Source organism: Noviherbaspirillum sp. FW303-A3 (assembly GCF_058788695.1).
The window spans coordinates 4,231,871-4,248,012 of record NZ_JBYTAZ010000001.1 but is presented as its reverse complement, the minus strand read 5'-3'; the positions used below and the strand labels follow the sequence as shown (position 1 = coordinate 4,248,012).

The window sequence follows — 16,142 nt, the reverse complement described above, 5'->3', positions numbered from 1 at the left end:
GTGCCCGCGCTTCTTTATATCACCTGCTCCCTGCACTTCCCATGCGCCTGCAACAGGCAATCATGGAACACCTGCGTCACCCGCTGCGGTGCCGGCGACTGCCTGATCGTGCTGACGAAGCTGCATTCATACCGGAACAGTGAGGGCTTGACCGCCCACATCAGCCCGTCGGCCTCGAAGCTCTTCGCATAATGATCCGGCAGGAAGCCGAGGAAGTCGCCGGACAGGATCAGTGTCGCAATCGATTCCTGGTCGAAGCCGGTCGCCTTGCGCGCCAGCCGGACGCGCTGGCTGATTTCCATATTGGGAGAGTGGTAGCCGAGTCCTGCAAAGCGGTAGCTGTTCAGGCTCTTCCAGGTGAGTTGTTCGGTGCGCACCTTGAACAGCGGGTGCTTGCTGCCGCAGTAAAGCAGCATGGTTTCGCCGAACAGTTCGTTGTACTGCAGGCTGGCCGAATTCCGGTGCACGGGAATGATCCCGACCTGGAACTGTCCGTCGATGACGCCGCGCTCGATGGTATTCATCGGCGCGACATGCATGTTCAGGGACACGTCCGGCGCCTGCCTGGTGAACAGCGCGATGGCATCCCCGATCCGCGCCGCCGGATTGCTCGCCGTCTTGTCGAAGATCGCCACATTGAGCTGTCCGCCCAGGCGGCTGTGGATGTCGTCCACGCTGCGGATGAATGCATCCGTCGCCGCCAGCAGGCGCTGTGTTTCCTGGTAGATCCGGTCGCCCTCCGCGGTCGTGGAAAAACCGCTGCGCCCGCGGTGGCACAGGGTCAGCCCGAGACGGGTTTCCAGGTCCTTCACATGCTTGCTGATGGTTGAAATGCCGATATTCAGTTCCAGCTCGGCCGCCGCCATGCCGCCGCAATCGACCACGCTCTTGAACACCCGCAGCAGGCGCATGTCGGTATCGCTGAGCTGGCCGAGGATGGCGCGTTTTTTCACTTGCATAAATCTTCAAGTAAACATTGATATTTGAGTATTTATGATAGTAACACGCGGGTTCAGAATAGGACGCTTGAACCAACAGGATGGACTGGAGCAGACATGATCCAAACAAACTTCAATGCAGAGTGGCTGGAAGCGCACTGGATGCCCTTTACCGGCAACCGCAATTTCAAGGCGTCGCCGCGCATGATCGCGAGCGCGTCGGGGGCATATTACACGGACAGCGACGGTCGGAAGATTTTCGACGGCCTCTCCGGCCTCTGGTGCAGCGGACTCGGCCATGGCCGCAAGGAAATCACGGAAGCCGCGCGCAAGCAGCTCGACACCCTCGACTACGCGCCGGCGTTCCAGCACGGCCACGCCCTCTCCTTCGAGCTGGCCAACCGGATCAAGGAACTCGTGCCGGCCGGACTCGACTATGTGTTCTTCACCGGCTCCGGTTCCGAATCCGCCGACACCTCCCTGAAGATGGCCCGCGCCTACTGGCGTGCCAAGGGGCAGGCGAGCAAGACGCGCCTGATCGGCCGCGAAAAGGGCTATCACGGCGTCAACTTCGGCGGCATTTCGGTCGGCGGCATCGTGGGCAACCGCAAGACCTTCGGGCAAGCCGTCGAAGCCGACCACCTGCCGCACACCATGCTGCCGCAGAATGCCTTCTCGCGCGGCATGCCGGAGCAAGGCGCGGAACTGGCTGATCAGCTGCTCAACCTCATCGCCCTGCATGACGCCTCCAACATCGCCGCCGTCATCGTCGAACCGTTCTCCGGCTCCGCCGGCGTCATCATTCCGCCCAAGGGTTACCTGAAGCGCCTGCGCGAGATCTGTACGCAGAACAACATCCTCCTGATTTTCGACGAGGTGATCACCGGCTTCGGCCGCAGCGGCGCGATGACGGGCGCGGAAGCCTTCGACGTCACGCCGGACATCATGAACGTCGCCAAGCAGGTCACCAACGGCGCGCAGCCGCTGGGCGCCGTGATCGCAAAGAAGGAAATCTACGACACCTTCATGCAGACCGGCGGCCCGGAATACATGCTGGAATTCCCGCACGGCTATACCTACTCCGCCCATCCGGTCGCCTGCGCCGTGGGCTTGGCGGCGCTCGACATCCTGGTGAAGGAAAACATGATCCAGCGCGTGCGCGAGCTGGCCCCGCATTTCGAGAATGCCGTGCACAGCCTCAAGGGCAGCAAGCACGTGGTCGACATCCGCAATTTCGGCCTCGCCGCAGGACTGACGATTGCCGCCGCACCGGGCGAGCCGGCCAAGCGCCCGTATGAAATCGCGATGAAGTGCTGGAAGAAGGGCTTCTACGTCCGCTACGGCGGCGACACCATCCAGCTTGCACCGCCTTTCATCGCCACCTGCGAGGAAATCGACGCCCTCATCAACGCCCTCGGTGAAGCCATCAACGAAACCGCCTGACAGGAACAAGGATCATTCATGAGCAACATCATCGGCCACTACATTCACGGTGAGCACGTTTCGCGCGGCGAGCGCACTGCCCTCGTCTTCAATCCTGCCACCGGCATTTCCGAGAAGAAGGTTCGCCTCGCCGACAAGGCGACGGTCGAAGAGGCAATCGCCTCGGCGGAAAAAGCCTACCCCGCCTGGCGCAACACGCCGCCGCTGAAACGCGCGCGCGTCATGAGCCGCCTGAAGCAATTGTTGGAGGAAAACGCGGACAAGATCTGCGCCATGATCACGGCGGAACATGGCAAGGTCCTCAGCGATGCCATGGGAGAACTGCAGCGCGGCATCGAAAACGTCGAGTACGCGAGCTACGCGCCCGAACTGCTCAAGGGCGAACACAGCAAGAACGTTGGCCCCGCGATCGACTCGTGGAGCGAATTCCAGCCGCTGGGCGTGACCGCCGGCATCACGCCGTTCAACTTCCCCGCAATGGTTCCGCTGTGGATGTGGCCGATGGCCGTCGCCTGCGGCAACACCTTCGTGCTGAAACCTTCCGAACGCGATCCTTCCGCCGCCGTATTGATTGCCGAGCTGGCGCTGGAAGCCGGCCTTCCGCCGGGCGTACTGAACGTGGTCAACGGCGACAAGGAAGCGGTGGACACGCTGCTCACCGATCCGCGCGTGCAGGCAATCAGCTTCGTCGGCTCCACGCCGATCGCACAATACGTGTACGCGACCGGCACCGCGCACGGCAAACGCGTGCAGGCGCTGGGCGGCGCGAAGAACCACGCCGTCGTCATGCCCGACGCCGACATCGGCAATGCCGTCAACGCGCTGATGGGCGCCGCATTCGGCTCCTGCGGCGAACGCTGCATGGCGGTGCCGCTGGTGGTCGCCATCGGTGATGCCACGGCGGAAGCCGTCATCGCCGGACTGAAAGCCGAAATCGCGAAGATGAAGGTCGGTCCGGGCACCGACGCAGGCAACGACATGGGCCCGCTCGTCACCCGCGAGCACTTCGAGAAGGTCAAGGGCTACGTCGATACCGGCGTGGCCGAAGGCGCCACCCTGCTGGTCGACGGGCGCGCGCTGGAAGTGCGCGATGCGAACGGCGAACGCAGCAAGGGTTATTTCCTCGGCCCCTGCCTGTTCGACCACGTGAAGCCCGGCATGCGCATCTACCAGGAAGAAATTTTCGGCCCGGTGCTCGGCGTCGTCCGCGTTGCTTCACTGGAAGAGGCAATGTCCCTGATCAACGCACACGAGTACGGCAACGGCACCTGCATCTTTACCCGCGACGGCGAAGCGGCGCGTCACTTCTGCGACAACATCCTGGTCGGCATGGTAGGCGTCAACGTGCCGCTGCCGGTGCCGGTCGCCTACCACTCCTTCGGCGGCTGGAAGCGTTCGCTGTTCGGCGACCTGCATGCGTACGGCCCGGACGCGGTGCGTTTCTACACACGGCGCAAGACCATCACCCAGCGTTGGCCCGCATCCAATGATCCGGGGCGCGCCATGTTCAGCTTCCCGTCCAGCCGCTGATGAAACTGTTTTTCCCTCGCGCGATCAAGTAAACAAACATGCGCGAGGGAAAAATGGGACCACTCCTGGAAAGCCTGGCTGCCCTGCTGAGGCGGGTCAGTCCCGCTGAAAAAAGTACCGTTGTTGCTGCGTTCATTTCGGCAATTTCCCTATTCGCCTTCGTTGAAATCGCGGACGACGTCAGCGAGGGAGATACTGTCGCGTTCGACACCTTCATCCTGCTCGCCTTTCGCGACCGCGCCAATCCCGCCGACCCGCTTGGACCCGATTGGATGGAAGGCATCATGCGCGACTTCACGGCGCTGGGCGGCGTCGCGGTACTCACGACCTTCACCGCGCTGGCCGTCGGTTTCCTGTTCCTGACATCGAAACGCCGCGCCGCGTGGACGGTGACCATCGCCGTCCTCGGCGGCATTGCACTCAGCAGCCTGCTGAAATGGGGATTCGACCGCCCGCGACCCGATCTTGTACCCCATGCGACCATGGTCTACTCCCAAAGCTTTCCCAGCGGCCACGCAATGCTGTCCGCGGTGGTGTACCTGACGCTGGGTGCGCTCATGGCGCGAACCGAAGCCGAGGTCAGGGTGAAGATTTACCTGCTCGCCGCCGCCTGCCTGCTGACCCTGGTCGTGGGCATCAGCCGTGTCTATCTCGGTGTCCACTGGCCGACCGACGTCCTCGCCGGGTGGGCCGTCGGTGCAAGCTGGGCCCTCCTCTGCTGGCTTGTCATGTTATGGCTGCAATCCCGCGGCAAGGTGGAAGCGGCGACGAGCTAGAAAACCCGGTTGCGGTATGATGCCCGTCTCCGCATATCGATCACACGCCGACACATGAAGCTCGCCACCTGGAACGTCAACTCCCTGAAAGTCCGCCTGCCGCAAGTCCTGCAATGGCTGTCCGACAGTCCGGTCGATATCCTCTGCCTGCAGGAAACCAAGCTGACCGACGACAAGTTTCCGGTGGCCGACATCGAAGCGACCGGCTACCAGGTCGTATTCACCGGCCAGAAGACCTACAACGGCGTGGCGATCCTCTCCAGGCACCCGATGAGCGAAGTCGTCAGGAACAATCCGCGTTTCGAGGATGAGCAGCAGCGCATCATTGCCGCCACGATTGAAGGCATGCGCGTCGTCTGCGCCTACATCCCGAACGGCCAGGCGGTCGGATCGGACAAGTACCAGTACAAGCTGCGGTGGCTCGACGCGCTGCACGACTGGCTGGCCGATGAAATGAAGGCGCACGAGAACCTCGCGCTGCTGGGCGACTACAACATCGCGCCGGAAGACCGCGACGTGCATGACCCGAAAGCCTGGGAAGGCCAGGTGCTGGTATCGGATGCGGAGCGTGCGGAGTTCAGGCGGCTGCTCGACCTTGGATTCAAGGACGCGTTCAGGCTCTTTGAACAACCGGAGAAGTTGTACAGCTGGTGGGATTACCGGATGATGGCCTTCCGCCGCAACATGGGCTTGCGCATCGACCACGTCCTGCTGTCGCCTGCGCTGGCATCACGCTGCAAGGAATGCGTGATCGACAAGGTGCCGAGGAAGTGGGAGCAGCCGTCGGATCATACGCCGGTGGTGGCGACGCTTGAGTAAGGCTTGAAAGCAAGCTGCCCCCTTCTCCCGCAGGCGGGAGAAGGGTTGGGGATGAGGGGGATTGCCAAGGCCATATGAGTTCGTGCGGCCTCCCTCACCCCCGCCCCCTCTCCCGCCTGCGGGAGAGGGGAGTCAAGTTCAAACCGTCAACGCCGACTTGATCTGCTGCAGCGACGCCGGATCCTCGATGGTCGTCAGGTCACCCGGATCACGGCCTTCACAGAGGGCCTGGATCGAGCGGCGAAGCAATTTTCCGGAGCGCGTCTTGGGCAACAGGCTGACGAAGTGCACCCGCGCCGGACGAGCAACCGCACCCAGTTGCTTGTCCACCACCGCCATCACTTCTGCCTCCAGCGCCTTGCGTCCTTCAGGCGTCGATGCGTGCTCTGCATTCTTCAGGATCGCGAATGCCACCGCGACCTGCCCCTTCAGCTTGTCCTCGACACCTACTACCGCCACTTCCGACACGTTCGGATGGCTGGAAATGCTTTCCTCGATCTCGCGCGTGCCGAGGCGGTGGCCGGCGACGTTGATCACGTCATCGGTACGGCCGAGGATGAAGTAGTAGCCGTCGGCATCGCGGATGCCCCAGTCGAAGGTGGAGTACACCTGCTGTTTGAAGTTCGACCAGTAAGTCTTCACGAAGCGCTCGTCGTCGCCGAACACGGTCTGCATGCAGCCCGGGGGCAGCGGGCCGTCGATCACGACCACGCCCTTCTCGTTCGCGCCGCACACCTCGCCCGTTGATTCATTGAGCAGCTTGACGTTGTAGCCGTACATCGGCACACCCGGACTGCCGAGGCGTGTCGATGTATTTTCAACACCGCGTGCCACCGACATGATCGGCCAGCCGGTTTCGGTCTGCCAGTAGTTGTCGATGATGGGCACGCCGAGTTCGGAGGAGATCCATTGCGAGGTCGGCTCGTCCAGCGGTTCGCCCGCGAGGTAGAGCGCCTTCAGCGATGACAGGTCGTACTTCTTCATGAACTCCGGCGGCTGCTTCTTCAGCACGCGCACGGCGGTCGGCGCGGAGAACATGCGCGTGACCTTGTACTTCTCGACGATGCTCCACCAGATACCCGCATCCGGACGGATCGGCAAGCCTTCGTACATGATGGTTGCCATGCCGGCGATCAGCGGGCCGTAGACGATGTAGGAGTGGCCGACCACCCAGCCGATGTCCGACGTCGAGAAATAGGTCTCGCCCGGATTGCCACAGAAGATGTGCTTCATCGATGCCGCGAGCGCAACCGCATAACCGCCCACATCGCGCTGCACGCCCTTCGGCTTGCCGGTCGTGCCCGAGGTGTAGAGGATGTAGGACATCTCGTTCGACTCGAGCCATTCGACGGGCACCTCGGCCTTGAGGTTCTGTTCGCGCAAGGTCGAATAATCGACGTCGCGGCCGGCAACAAGATCCATCGGCACCAGGCCGCGGTTGACGAGCAGCACATGGGCCGGCTTGTGCTCGGCGAGGTTGATTGCCTCGTCCAGCAGCGGCTTGTAAGGCACGGACTTGCCGCCGCGCGAGCCTGCATCCGCCGAGACGATCAGCTTCGGCTTCGCGTCGTCGATGCGGGTCGCAAGGCTGTTGGAGGCAAAGCCGCCGAACACCACGGAGTGCACCGCACCGATACGCGCACAGGCAAGCATCGCAAACGCCGCTTCCGCAATCATCGGCATGTAGATCAGCACGCGGTCGCCCTTGCCCACGCCAAGCGATTGCATCATCGCCGCCGTGCGCATCACTTCCGACTGCAGCTCCTTGAAGCTGTACACCTTTTCGGTATTCGTCTCGGTGGAGATGGCGATCAGCGCCGGCTTGTCGCCCTGCTTCTCGGCCCAGCGGTCTACCGCGTTGTGGCAGAGGTTGGTCTTGCCACCGACGAACCACTTCGTGAAAGGCGGCTTGCTGTAGTCGAGCACCTGCTTGTAGGGCTCTTTCCAGTCGATGAGTCTGGCTTCGTTGTCCCAGAAGGCCTGGGGATTTTCGATGGAGTTCTTGTAGAAGTCTGCGAAGTTCATGATGCCCCCGAATCAGATTGGATGCGTGCGATGACGACGTGCACGTGGAATGATTTTTATCGTGTTTCAGTATGCGCAGAACGACTTACTCTGCACTTACGTTGCAGCGGAAACTGCATAAAAAAAGCGCATCGACAAGAGTGTCTCTGCGCTTTTCTCATCATGGCAATTGCCTCTTAGAATGCGTCGCCGGGTACGCGAACCCAGCCTTCCATCAGCACGCGTGCGCTGCGGCTCATGATGGCTTTGGTAACGCTCCACTCACCGTCGACCTTGGTGGCTTCCGCCCCGACACGCAGGGTGCCGGAGGGATGGCCGAAGCGAACGGCGTTGCGCTCGCCACCGCCGGCGGCGATGTTCACCAGCGTGCCGGGAACGGCTGCCGCCGTACCGATGGCAACTGCCGCCGTCCCCATCATGGCGTGGTGCAGCTTGCCCATGGACAGCGCGCGCACCAGCAGGTCGACGTCGCCAGCGGCAACCGTCTTGCCGCTGGAGGAAACGTAGTCCTTCGGCTTCGCGACGAACGCGATCTTCGGCGTGTGCTGGCGGGTTGCGGCTTCTTCCGGGGTCTTGATGAGCCCCATGCGCAAGGCTCCGGCCACGCGGATTTTCTCGAACTTCGCCAATGCGGCGGCATCCGTGTTGATCTGTTCGCGCAGCTCGGTTCCGGTGTAGCCGATCTCTTCCGCATTCACGAACACCGTCGGGATGCCGGCGCTGATCATGGTGGCCTTGAGCGTGCCGATACCGGGCACCTCGAGATCGTCCACCAGATTACCGGTGGGGAACATCGAGCCGCCCTCTTCCGCGTCGTCCGACGGATCCATGAACTCCAGCACGATTTCCGCGGCCGGGAAGGTGACGCCGTCCAGTTCGAAATCACCGGTTTCCTGTACCTGGCCATGGGTGACCGGCACATGGGCGATGATGGTTTTCTTGATATTGGCCTGCCAGATGCGGACGACACAGGTGCCGTTCTCGGGAATGCGCGAAGGATCGACGAGACCGGCGTGAATCGCGAACGCGCCTGCGGCGGTGGAGAGATTGCCGCAGTTTCCGCTCCAGTCCACGAAGGCCTTGTCGATGGAAATCTGGCCGTAGAGATAGTCCACGTCATGATCGGGCACGCTGCTCTTCGAGAGAATCACGCATTTGGAGGTGGAAGACGTCGCGCCGCCCATGCCGTCGATGTGCGCCGAATACGGATCGGGACTGCCGATCACGCGCATGAACAGTCTGTCGCGCGCTGTGCCCGGCACCTGGCAACGCTCGGGCAAATCCTGCAGGCGGAAGAACACGCCTTTGCTGGTACCGCCGCGCATGTAGGCGGCGGGGATTTTGATTTGGGGTACGTGGGGCATGTGTATTGTCCTGGTGAGAGGATACCCCTCCCCCTTCGAGGGGGAGGGAACGTACAAGAATGATTACGCCGCCTTCGACTCCGACGAAGCAAGGAAGTCCTGAGCAAACCGCTGCAGCACCCCGCCCGCGTCGTAGATCGACACTTCTTCCGCCGTATCGAGGCGGCAGGTCACCGGCACTTCCACACGCTCACCGTTCTTGCGGGCAATGACGAGGGTCAGGTCGGTACGCGGCTTGCGCTCGCCGATCACGTCGTAGGTTTCCGTACCGTCGAGTTTCAGCGTCAGGCGGCTGGTACCCGGCTTGAACTCCAGCGGCAGCACACCCATGCCGATCAGGTTGGTGCGGTGGATGCGCTCGAAGCCTTCGGCCACGATCGCTTCCACACCGGCGAGACGCACGCCCTTGGCCGCCCAGTCGCGCGACGAGCCCTGGCCGTAGTCGGCGCCGGCGATGATGATCAGCGGCTGCTTGCGTTCCATGTAGGTCTCGATGGCTTCCCACATGCGCGTGATCTTGCCTTCCGGCTCGATGCGCGCCAGCGAACCCTTCTTGACCTTGCCGTCCACCGTGACCATCTCGTTCAGCAGTGTCGGATTGGCGAAGGTCGCGCGCTGTGCGGTGAGGTGATCGCCGCGATGCGTGGCGTAGGAGTTGAAGTCTTCTTCCGGCAACCCCATCTTCGCGAGGTACTCGCCTGCGGCGCTGTCCGGCAGGATCGCATTGGACGGCGACAGGTGGTCGGTGGTGATGTTGTCACCGAGGACCGCCAGCGGACGCATGCCCTTCAACGTACGCTCGCCTGCCAGCGCGCCTTCCCAGTACGGCGGACGGCGGATGTAGGTGGTCTGCGGACGCCAGTCGTACAGCGGGCTGACCGAAGCGGCGACCGCAGTCCTCTGATCGAACATCGGGATGTAGACCTTGTTGAACATTTCCGGCTTCACCGCTGCCTTGACGATGGCGTCGATCTCTTCATCGGACGGCCAGAGGTCCTTGAGCGTAATCGGCTTGCCGTTGGCATCGTTGCCGAAGGTGTCGCGCTCGATGTCGAAACGCACCGTGCCGGCAATCGCATAGGCGACGACCAGCGGCGGCGAGGCCAGGAACGCTTGCTTCGCGTACGGGTGGATGCGGCCGTCGAAGTTGCGGTTGCCGGAGAGCACCGCCGTTGCGTACAGATCGCGATCGATGATCTCCTGCTGGATCTTCGGATCGAGCGCACCGGACATGCCGTTGCAGGTCGTGCAGGCGAAGGCGACGATACCGAAGCCGAGCTTTTCCAGGTCCTGCTTCAGGCCTGCTTCTTCGAGATACAGTTCCACGGCCTTGGAGCCGGGCGCCAGCGAAGTTTTCACCCAAGGCTTGCGGGTGAGGCCGAGGCGGTTCGCGTTGCGCGCCAGCAGTGCGGCTGCAATCACGTTGCGCGGATTGGAGGTGTTGGTGCAGCTCGTGATCGCAGCGATGATCACGGCGCCGTCCGGCATCTGGCCCGGGACTTCTTCCCACTTGCCGGCGATGCCCTTGGCTGCGAGGTCGGTTGTCGCGACGCGTGCGTGCGGATTCGACGGGCCTGCCATGTTGCGGACAACGGAGGACAGGTCAAACTTCAGCACGCGCTCGTAGACCGCGTTCTTCAACGTGTCGGACCAGAGTCCGGCTTCCTTCGCATAGGTCTCGACCAGTTTGACCTGCTCCGGGGTACGGCCGGTCAGCGTGAGGTAATCCAGCGTCTGCTGGTCGATGGAGAACATGGCTGCCGTAGCGCCGTATTCAGGTGCCATGTTGGAGATGGTCGCACGGTCGCCCAGCGTCAGCGAGGAAGCGCCTTCGCCGTAAAATTCGAGGTAGGAGCCGACCACTTTCGACTTGCGCAGGAATTCGGTAAGCGCGAGCACGATGTCGGTCGCGGTGATGCCCGGCTGGCGCTTGCCGGTGAGTTCCACGCCGACGATTTCCGGCAGGCGCATCCAGGAGGCACGGCCGAGCATGACGTTCTCGGCTTCGAGTCCGCCGACGCCGATGGCGATCACGCCCAGCGCATCGACATGCGGCGTGTGGCTGTCGGTGCCCACGCAGGTATCCGGGAAGGCGACGCCATCCTTGGCATGAATGACCGGCGACATCTTCTCCAGGTTGATCTGGTGCATGATGCCGTTGCCCGCGGGGATCACGTCCACGTTCTTGAATGCGTCCTTGGTCCACTCGATGAAGTGGAAGCGGTCTTCATTTCGGCGATCCTCGATCGCGCGGTTCTTCTCGAAGGCTTGCGGATCGAAACCGCCACACTCGACGGCGAGCGAGTGGTCAACGATCAGCTGCACCGGCACGACAGGATTGACCTTGGCCGGGTCGCCGCCCTGGTCGGCGATCGCGTCACGCAGGCCGGCGAGGTCGACCAGCGCGGTCTGGCCGAGGATGTCGTGGCAGACGACGCGCGCGGGGAACCACGGGAAGTCGCGCTCGCGCTTGACCTCGATGATCTGCTTCAGGCATTCGGTGAGGATGGAGGGCTCGCAGCGGCGCACGAGGTTTTCTGCATGCACGCGCGAGGTATAGGGCAGCTTTTCCCAGGCGCCCGGCTGGATGGCCTCGACCGCAGCGCGCGCATCGAAGTAGTCCAGATTGGTGCCCGGAAGGGGTTTGCGGTATGCGGTATTCATGAGATAGGAAATCAGTGAGTGAAGGAAATAAAGCCGGCCATCGTAAGACGGCCGGCTTGCCCTTTTACTTGCGGTCCTTGATCGGAACGAACTTCAGATCTTCCGGACCGACGTAGTTCGCGCTCGGACGGATGATCTTGTTGTCGATGCGCTGCTCGATGATGTGCGCGGACCAGCCGGAGGTACGCGCGATCACGAACAGCGGCGTGAACATCGCGGTCGGCACGCCCATCATGTGATACGACACGGCGGAGAACCAGTCGAGGTTGGGGAACATCTTCTTGATTTCCCACATGACGGTCTCGAGGCGCTCGGCGATGTCGAACATCTTCATCGAGCCGGCATCGTCGGACAGCGTGCGCGCGACTTCCTTGATGACCTTGTTGCGCGGGTCGGAGACGGTGTACACCGGGTGGCCGAAGCCGATCACGACTTCCTTGTTCTCGACGCGGCGGCGGATATCGGCTTCCGCCTCATCCGGGTTGTCGTAACGCTTCTGGATTTCGAACGCGACTTCGTTCGCACCGCCGTGCTTCGGACCGCGCAGCGCGCCGATCGCGCCGGTAATGGCGGAGTACATGTCGGAGCCCGTGCCGGCGATGACGCGGCCGGTGAAGGTCGATGCGTTGAACTCGTGCTCTGCGTACAGGATCAGCGAGGTGTGCATTGCCTTGACCCAGAGGTCGGACGGCTTCTGGCCGTGCAGCAGGTGCAGGAAGTGGCCGCCGATGGAGTCGTCGTCGGTCTCGACTTCGATGCGCTTGCCGTTGTGGCTGAAGTGGTACCAGTAGAGCAGCATGGAGCCGAGCGATGCCATCAGCTTGTCGGCGATGTCGCGTGCGCCCGGGGTGTTGTGGTCATCCTTCTCCGGCAGCACGCAGCCGAGCGCGGAGACGCCGGAACGCATCACATCCATCGGATGCGAAGCAGCCGGCAGCGCTTCCAGCACAGCCTTCACCTGTGCCGGCAGGCCGCGCAGGCCCTTCAGCTTGGCCTTGTAAGCCTTCAGTTCGGAGACGGTGGGCAGCTTGCCATGCACCAGCAGGTGGGCGATTTCCTCGAATTCGCAGGTATCGGCGACGTCCAGGATGTCGTAGCCGCGATAGTGGAGGTCGTTGCCGGTACGGCCGACCGTGCACAGTGCGGTATTGCCTGCGGTCACGCCGGACAGGGCAACGGATTTCTTGGGCTTGAAGCCTGCAGCTTGTTGGTCACTCATCAGTATCTCCGGGAAAAATTACTTGGCTTTTTGTTGTGCGAACAGGGCGTCGAGCTTCTGTTCGAATTCGTGGTAGTTGATGCGCTCGTACAGTTCCATGCGGGTCTGCATGGTGTCGACGACGTTCTTCTGCGTGCCGTCGCGGCGGATCGCGGCGTAGACGTTTTCCGCGGCCTTGTTCATCGCGCGGAAGGCGGACAGCGGGTACAGCACGAGGCCGACGTTGACGCTCTTGAGTTCTTCGACGGTGTACAGCGGGGTCGCGCCGAACTCGGTGATGTTGGCCAGCACCGGCACCTTCAGCGTGTCGGCGAAAATCTTGTACATGTCGAGCTGGGTGATCGCTTCCGGGAACACCATGTCTGCGCCGGCTTCCACGCACGCTTGCGCGCGGTCGAGGGCCGCTTCCAGGCCTTCCACGGCCAGCGCGTCGGTGCGCGCCATGATCACGAAGTTCTCGTCCGTGCGCGCATCCACGGCGGCCTTGATGCGGTCGACCATTTCCTGCTTGCTGACGATTTCCTTGTTCGGACGATGGCCGCAACGCTTGGCGCCGACCTGGTCTTCGATGTGGATCGCTGCCGCGCCGAACTTGACCATCGACTTGACGGTACGTGCAACGTTGAATGCGGAGGAACCGAAACCGGTGTCGACGTCGACCAGCAACGGCAGGTCGCACACGTCGGTGATGCGGCGCACGTCGGTCAGCACATCGTCGAGGTTGGAAATGCCGAGGTCCGGCAAACCGAGGGAACCTGCGGCAACACCGCCGCCGGACAGGTAGATCGCACGGTAACCCGCGCGCTTTGCCAGCAGCGCATGATTGGCGTTGATTGCGCCCACGACCTGCAGCGGGGATTCTTCTTTGACCGCCTTGCGGAAGGCGGCACCTGCGGAATAGAGACTCATGTCTTCACCTTGTTGTGGGTAACTGTTGCAACGATTGAAGCTGGTGGCGTTATTGCAATCGGTGTGCCACACGGTAAGCAGGCTTGAGACCGCACAGAAAAACGATAAAAATCCCTTTTATTTCAATCATTTGCTTCCAAACCTGCCTTGTATCAATTCCACTCCATCGTTTCAAATTGCGTTACAATTGAAACGTTGAAACGTTCATGAAACATGAGACTCCCTGCCCGCCCCGCCGCTGACCTGCCGGAAAAGCCCATCATCTGGACGGTGTCGATCTCGCGCCTGTCCGACCTCTTCCGGGATATCACGCTCGAATTCGACGACCGCGCAACAATCGAACCGATCCACCTCGGTTTCGAAGATGCGGTGCGCCACATCCGGGAGCGCCTGGAGACCGAGCGCTGCGATGCCGTCATTTCTGCGGGCTCCAACGCCGCCTATCTGAAGGGCCGGCTTTCGTTGCCGGTGGTCATCGCCAAGGCGAGCGGCTTCGACGTCATGCAGGCACTTGCCCGCGCCCGCAAGATCACACCGCATATCGGACTCATCACCTACCAGACGCCGATGCCGGAGCTGGCGGAGTTCCTGGCGACTTTCGACCTGGAGATTCCCCAGCGCACCTATGTCACCGAGGAAGACGCACGCGCGCAGATCAACGAGCTGAAATCAGCCGGCATCAAGGCAATCGTCGGCGCCGGCCTGATCACCGACCTGGCGGAGGAAGCCGGCCTGGCAGGGGTGTTCGTCTACTCCGCCGCATCGATCCGGCAGGCATTCGAGGATGCGCTGGAAATCGCACGCTTTACGCAACTGGAATCCGGACGGGGACGCACGCAGCCGGTTGCCGACACGCTGCGCGCGAAGCACGGCCTGAACGACCTGCGCGGCGAATCCCCTGCCATGCAGTCCGTGCGCCATTCCATCGAGCTGTTTGCCAAGTCCCCGGCGACAGTCCTCATCCAGGGGGAAACGGGCACCGGCAAGGAACTGGCCGCGCAGGCTATCCACCGGGAAAGCCAGCGCGCGCGCCAACCCTTCGTCGCGATCAATTGCGGCGCGGTGGCGGAATCGCTGCTGGAGTCGGAATTGTTCGGGTACGAAGAAGGCGCATTCACCGGTTCGCGGCGCGGAGGACATGCAGGCTTGTTCGAAGCCGCGAATCGTGGAACGCTGTTCCTCGATGAAATCGGCGAGATGCCGTTGCAGTTGCAGACCCGCCTGCTGCGCGTGCTGGAAGAACGCGAGGTGGTGCGCGTGGGCGGCACGCGTCCCGTCCCGGTCAATGTGCGCATCATCAGCGCGACGCATTGCGACCTCGACCAGCGCGTGAGGGATGGCCGCTTTCGCGCCGACCTCTTCTACCGCCTTGGCGTGCTGCGTCTCACCCTGCCGCCGCTGCGCGAGCGCACTGATGACCTGGTCGCGCTGGCCGAGTGGGGTCTCAAGAATGCGCTCGCCTCGCTCGGCGTCCGGCCGCATGCGAACCTGCATGCGGAGATTCTTGCCTGTGCACCCATGCTGGGCAGCTATGCATGGCCCGGCAATGTGCGCGAGCTGCGCAACCTGATGGAACGCCTCGCGCTCTTCCTTGCGGCCGAGCCGCTGCAGGCGCTGTCGCCCAGCTTCGTGCTTTCTGTCGCCCCCGAATTGGCACATGCGGCAAAGGCGGATACACCCGCGAAACGCCTCCCCGCCCCGCAGTCCGAATCCATCCAGCAGGTGCTGGATCGCTTCAATGGGAATCGCGAAGCGGCTGCCAAATATCTCGGGATCAGCCGCACCACCCTGTGGCGAAAGCTCAATCAGGCCTAGAACAGCGGATCGCCCAGCCCTTCCTGCTCCAATGCGTGCCTGATTGCCGGCCGCTCGACCATCATCTTCAGGTAGGCGCCCAAATGCGGCCTGTTGCGCGCCGGGTTGTCCATCATGCGCGTCCAGCGCGACAGCATGAACAGGTAGGGATCGACGGCCGTAATGCGCTTGCCGAGCAGGAAGGGCCCGCCGCTTTCCGCAAGCGTCTTGTCCAGCAGGTCCAGCATGCCACCAACGCGCGCTTCCGCATGCGCCTTGACCTGCACCGCCGCCGCCTCGTCATCCACCAGGCGCTCCGGATAGAAATAAGTGATCAGTTCCGCCTGCAGGGTATTGGTCAGATACACAAGCCACTTGTAGAAGTGGGCGCGCTCGTTCGTACCGACAGCGGGCGCATAGCCGGCTTCGGGATGCCGGTCGACGAGATGCAGGCAGATTGCCGCCGTTTCAAACAGGACAAGCTCACCATCGACCAGCGTCGGAATGCGGCCGTTCGGATTCAGTTTCAGGTACTCGGCGCTGTGGTGCGCATCCTTCGTCCTGTCGACCAGGACCAGTTCATACGGTACGCCCAGCTCTTCCAGCAACATGTGCGGCGCCAGGTTTGCATTGCCGGGATAGTAGTAGAGCTTGACCATGG

General features: G+C 62.4%; 12 protein-coding genes. 5 read left to right on the top strand and 7 right to left on the bottom strand.

Features of this window, described 5'->3' with window-relative positions:
• Window positions 1-14: 14 nt before the first annotated feature.
• Window positions 15-959, bottom strand: coding sequence for a LysR family transcriptional regulator (locus AC3WOY_RS20390; RefSeq protein WP_492427075.1), 945 nt, complete (start codon window positions 957-959; stop codon window positions 15-17).
• Window positions 960-1,055: 96 nt separating this feature from the next.
• On the opposite strand from AC3WOY_RS20390, the gene aptA reads away from it, so the two are divergent.
• From aptA to xth, 4 genes are read left to right on the top strand one after another with little or no spacing between them, the layout of a single operon-like run.
• Window positions 1,056-2,381, top strand: a complete 1,326-nt coding sequence (aptA, locus tag AC3WOY_RS20385) for an omega-aminotransferase AptA (protein WP_492427073.1) — start codon at window positions 1,056-1,058, stop codon at window positions 2,379-2,381.
• 18 nt (window positions 2,382-2,399) lie between these two features.
• Window positions 2,400-3,911 carry a CoA-acylating methylmalonate-semialdehyde dehydrogenase gene (locus tag AC3WOY_RS20380; RefSeq protein ID WP_492427071.1) on the top strand — a complete coding sequence of 504 codons (1,512 nt, stop codon included), beginning with the start codon at window positions 2,400-2,402 and terminating at the stop codon, window positions 3,909-3,911.
• A 53-nt stretch (window positions 3,912-3,964) separates the two neighbouring features.
• Complete coding sequence (locus AC3WOY_RS20375; RefSeq protein WP_492427069.1) at window positions 3,965-4,687, top strand: phosphatase PAP2 family protein; 723 nt, start codon at window positions 3,965-3,967, stop codon at window positions 4,685-4,687.
• A gap of 54 nt (window positions 4,688-4,741) precedes the next feature.
• Window positions 4,742-5,506: an exodeoxyribonuclease III gene (gene xth / locus AC3WOY_RS20370; protein ID WP_492427067.1), complete on the top strand. Its 765-nt coding sequence runs from the start codon at window positions 4,742-4,744 to the stop codon at window positions 5,504-5,506.
• 138 nt (window positions 5,507-5,644) lie between these two features.
• Here xth and AC3WOY_RS20365 read toward each other — a convergent pair whose 3' ends face one another.
• The 5 genes from AC3WOY_RS20365 to prpB all read right to left on the bottom strand — a co-directional run bounded on the left by AC3WOY_RS20365 (window position 5,645) and on the right by prpB (window position 13,687).
• Entirely contained in the window at window positions 5,645-7,531 is a 1,887-nt protein-coding gene (locus tag AC3WOY_RS20365) for a propionate--CoA ligase (protein WP_492427065.1), read from the bottom strand.
• Window positions 7,532-7,707: 176 nt separating this feature from the next.
• The gene (gene prpF, locus AC3WOY_RS20360; protein ID WP_492427063.1) at window positions 7,708-8,895 is read right to left on the bottom strand and encodes a 2-methylaconitate cis-trans isomerase PrpF; all 1,188 of its coding nucleotides are present in this window, start codon (window positions 8,893-8,895) and stop codon (window positions 7,708-7,710) included.
• 63 nt (window positions 8,896-8,958) lie between these two features.
• On the bottom strand, window positions 8,959-11,559 hold the full coding sequence (gene acnD / locus AC3WOY_RS20355; RefSeq protein ID WP_492427061.1) for a Fe/S-dependent 2-methylisocitrate dehydratase AcnD: 2,601 nt from the start codon (window positions 11,557-11,559) through the stop codon (window positions 8,959-8,961).
• A gap of 64 nt (window positions 11,560-11,623) precedes the next feature.
• Entirely contained in the window at window positions 11,624-12,778 is a 1,155-nt protein-coding gene (gene prpC, locus AC3WOY_RS20350; protein ID WP_492427059.1) for a bifunctional 2-methylcitrate synthase/citrate synthase, read from the bottom strand.
• Window positions 12,779-12,796: 18 nt separating this feature from the next.
• On the bottom strand, window positions 12,797-13,687 hold the full coding sequence (prpB, locus tag AC3WOY_RS20345) for a methylisocitrate lyase (protein WP_492427057.1): 891 nt from the start codon (window positions 13,685-13,687) through the stop codon (window positions 12,797-12,799).
• 213 nt (window positions 13,688-13,900) lie between these two features.
• Here prpB and prpR point away from each other — a divergent pair, with 213 nt between their 5' ends.
• A complete protein-coding gene (gene prpR, locus AC3WOY_RS20340; protein WP_492427055.1) occupies window positions 13,901-15,502 on the top strand; it encodes a propionate catabolism operon regulatory protein PrpR in 1,602 nt (533 codons plus the stop codon).
• Here the strand turns inward: prpR and AC3WOY_RS20335 are convergent.
• On the bottom strand, window positions 15,499-16,140 hold the full coding sequence (locus AC3WOY_RS20335; protein WP_492427053.1) for a glutathione S-transferase family protein: 642 nt from the start codon (window positions 16,138-16,140) through the stop codon (window positions 15,499-15,501). The genes prpR and AC3WOY_RS20335 overlap by 4 nt on opposite strands.
• Window positions 16,141-16,142 lie beyond the last annotated feature (2 nt).

Coding starts and splice junctions, on each gene's coding strand:
- AC3WOY_RS20390 (WP_492427075.1), bottom strand. CDS start 959: ATGCAAGTGAAAAAACGCGCCATCCTCGGCCAGCTCAGCGATACCGAC.
- AC3WOY_RS20380 (WP_492427071.1), top strand. CDS start 2,400: ATGAGCAACATCATCGGCCACTACATTCACGGTGAGCACGTTTCGCGC.
- AC3WOY_RS20365 (WP_492427065.1), bottom strand. CDS start 7,531: ATGAACTTCGCAGACTTCTACAAGAACTCCATCGAAAATCCCCAGGCC.
- xth (WP_492427067.1), top strand. CDS start 4,742: ATGAAGCTCGCCACCTGGAACGTCAACTCCCTGAAAGTCCGCCTGCCG.
- AC3WOY_RS20375 (WP_492427069.1), top strand. CDS start 3,965: ATGGGACCACTCCTGGAAAGCCTGGCTGCCCTGCTGAGGCGGGTCAGT.
- prpB (WP_492427057.1), bottom strand. CDS start 13,687: ATGAGTCTCTATTCCGCAGGTGCCGCCTTCCGCAAGGCGGTCAAAGAA.
- aptA (WP_492427073.1), top strand. CDS start 1,056: ATGATCCAAACAAACTTCAATGCAGAGTGGCTGGAAGCGCACTGGATG.
- prpC (WP_492427059.1), bottom strand. CDS start 12,778: ATGAGTGACCAACAAGCTGCAGGCTTCAAGCCCAAGAAATCCGTTGCC.
- AC3WOY_RS20335 (WP_492427053.1), bottom strand. CDS start 16,140: ATGGTCAAGCTCTACTACTATCCCGGCAATGCAAACCTGGCGCCGCAC.
- acnD (WP_492427061.1), bottom strand. CDS start 11,559: ATGAATACCGCATACCGCAAACCCCTTCCGGGCACCAATCTGGACTAC.
- prpF (WP_492427063.1), bottom strand. CDS start 8,895: ATGCCCCACGTACCCCAAATCAAAATCCCCGCCGCCTACATGCGCGGC.
- prpR (WP_492427055.1), top strand. CDS start 13,901: ATGAGACTCCCTGCCCGCCCCGCCGCTGACCTGCCGGAAAAGCCCATC.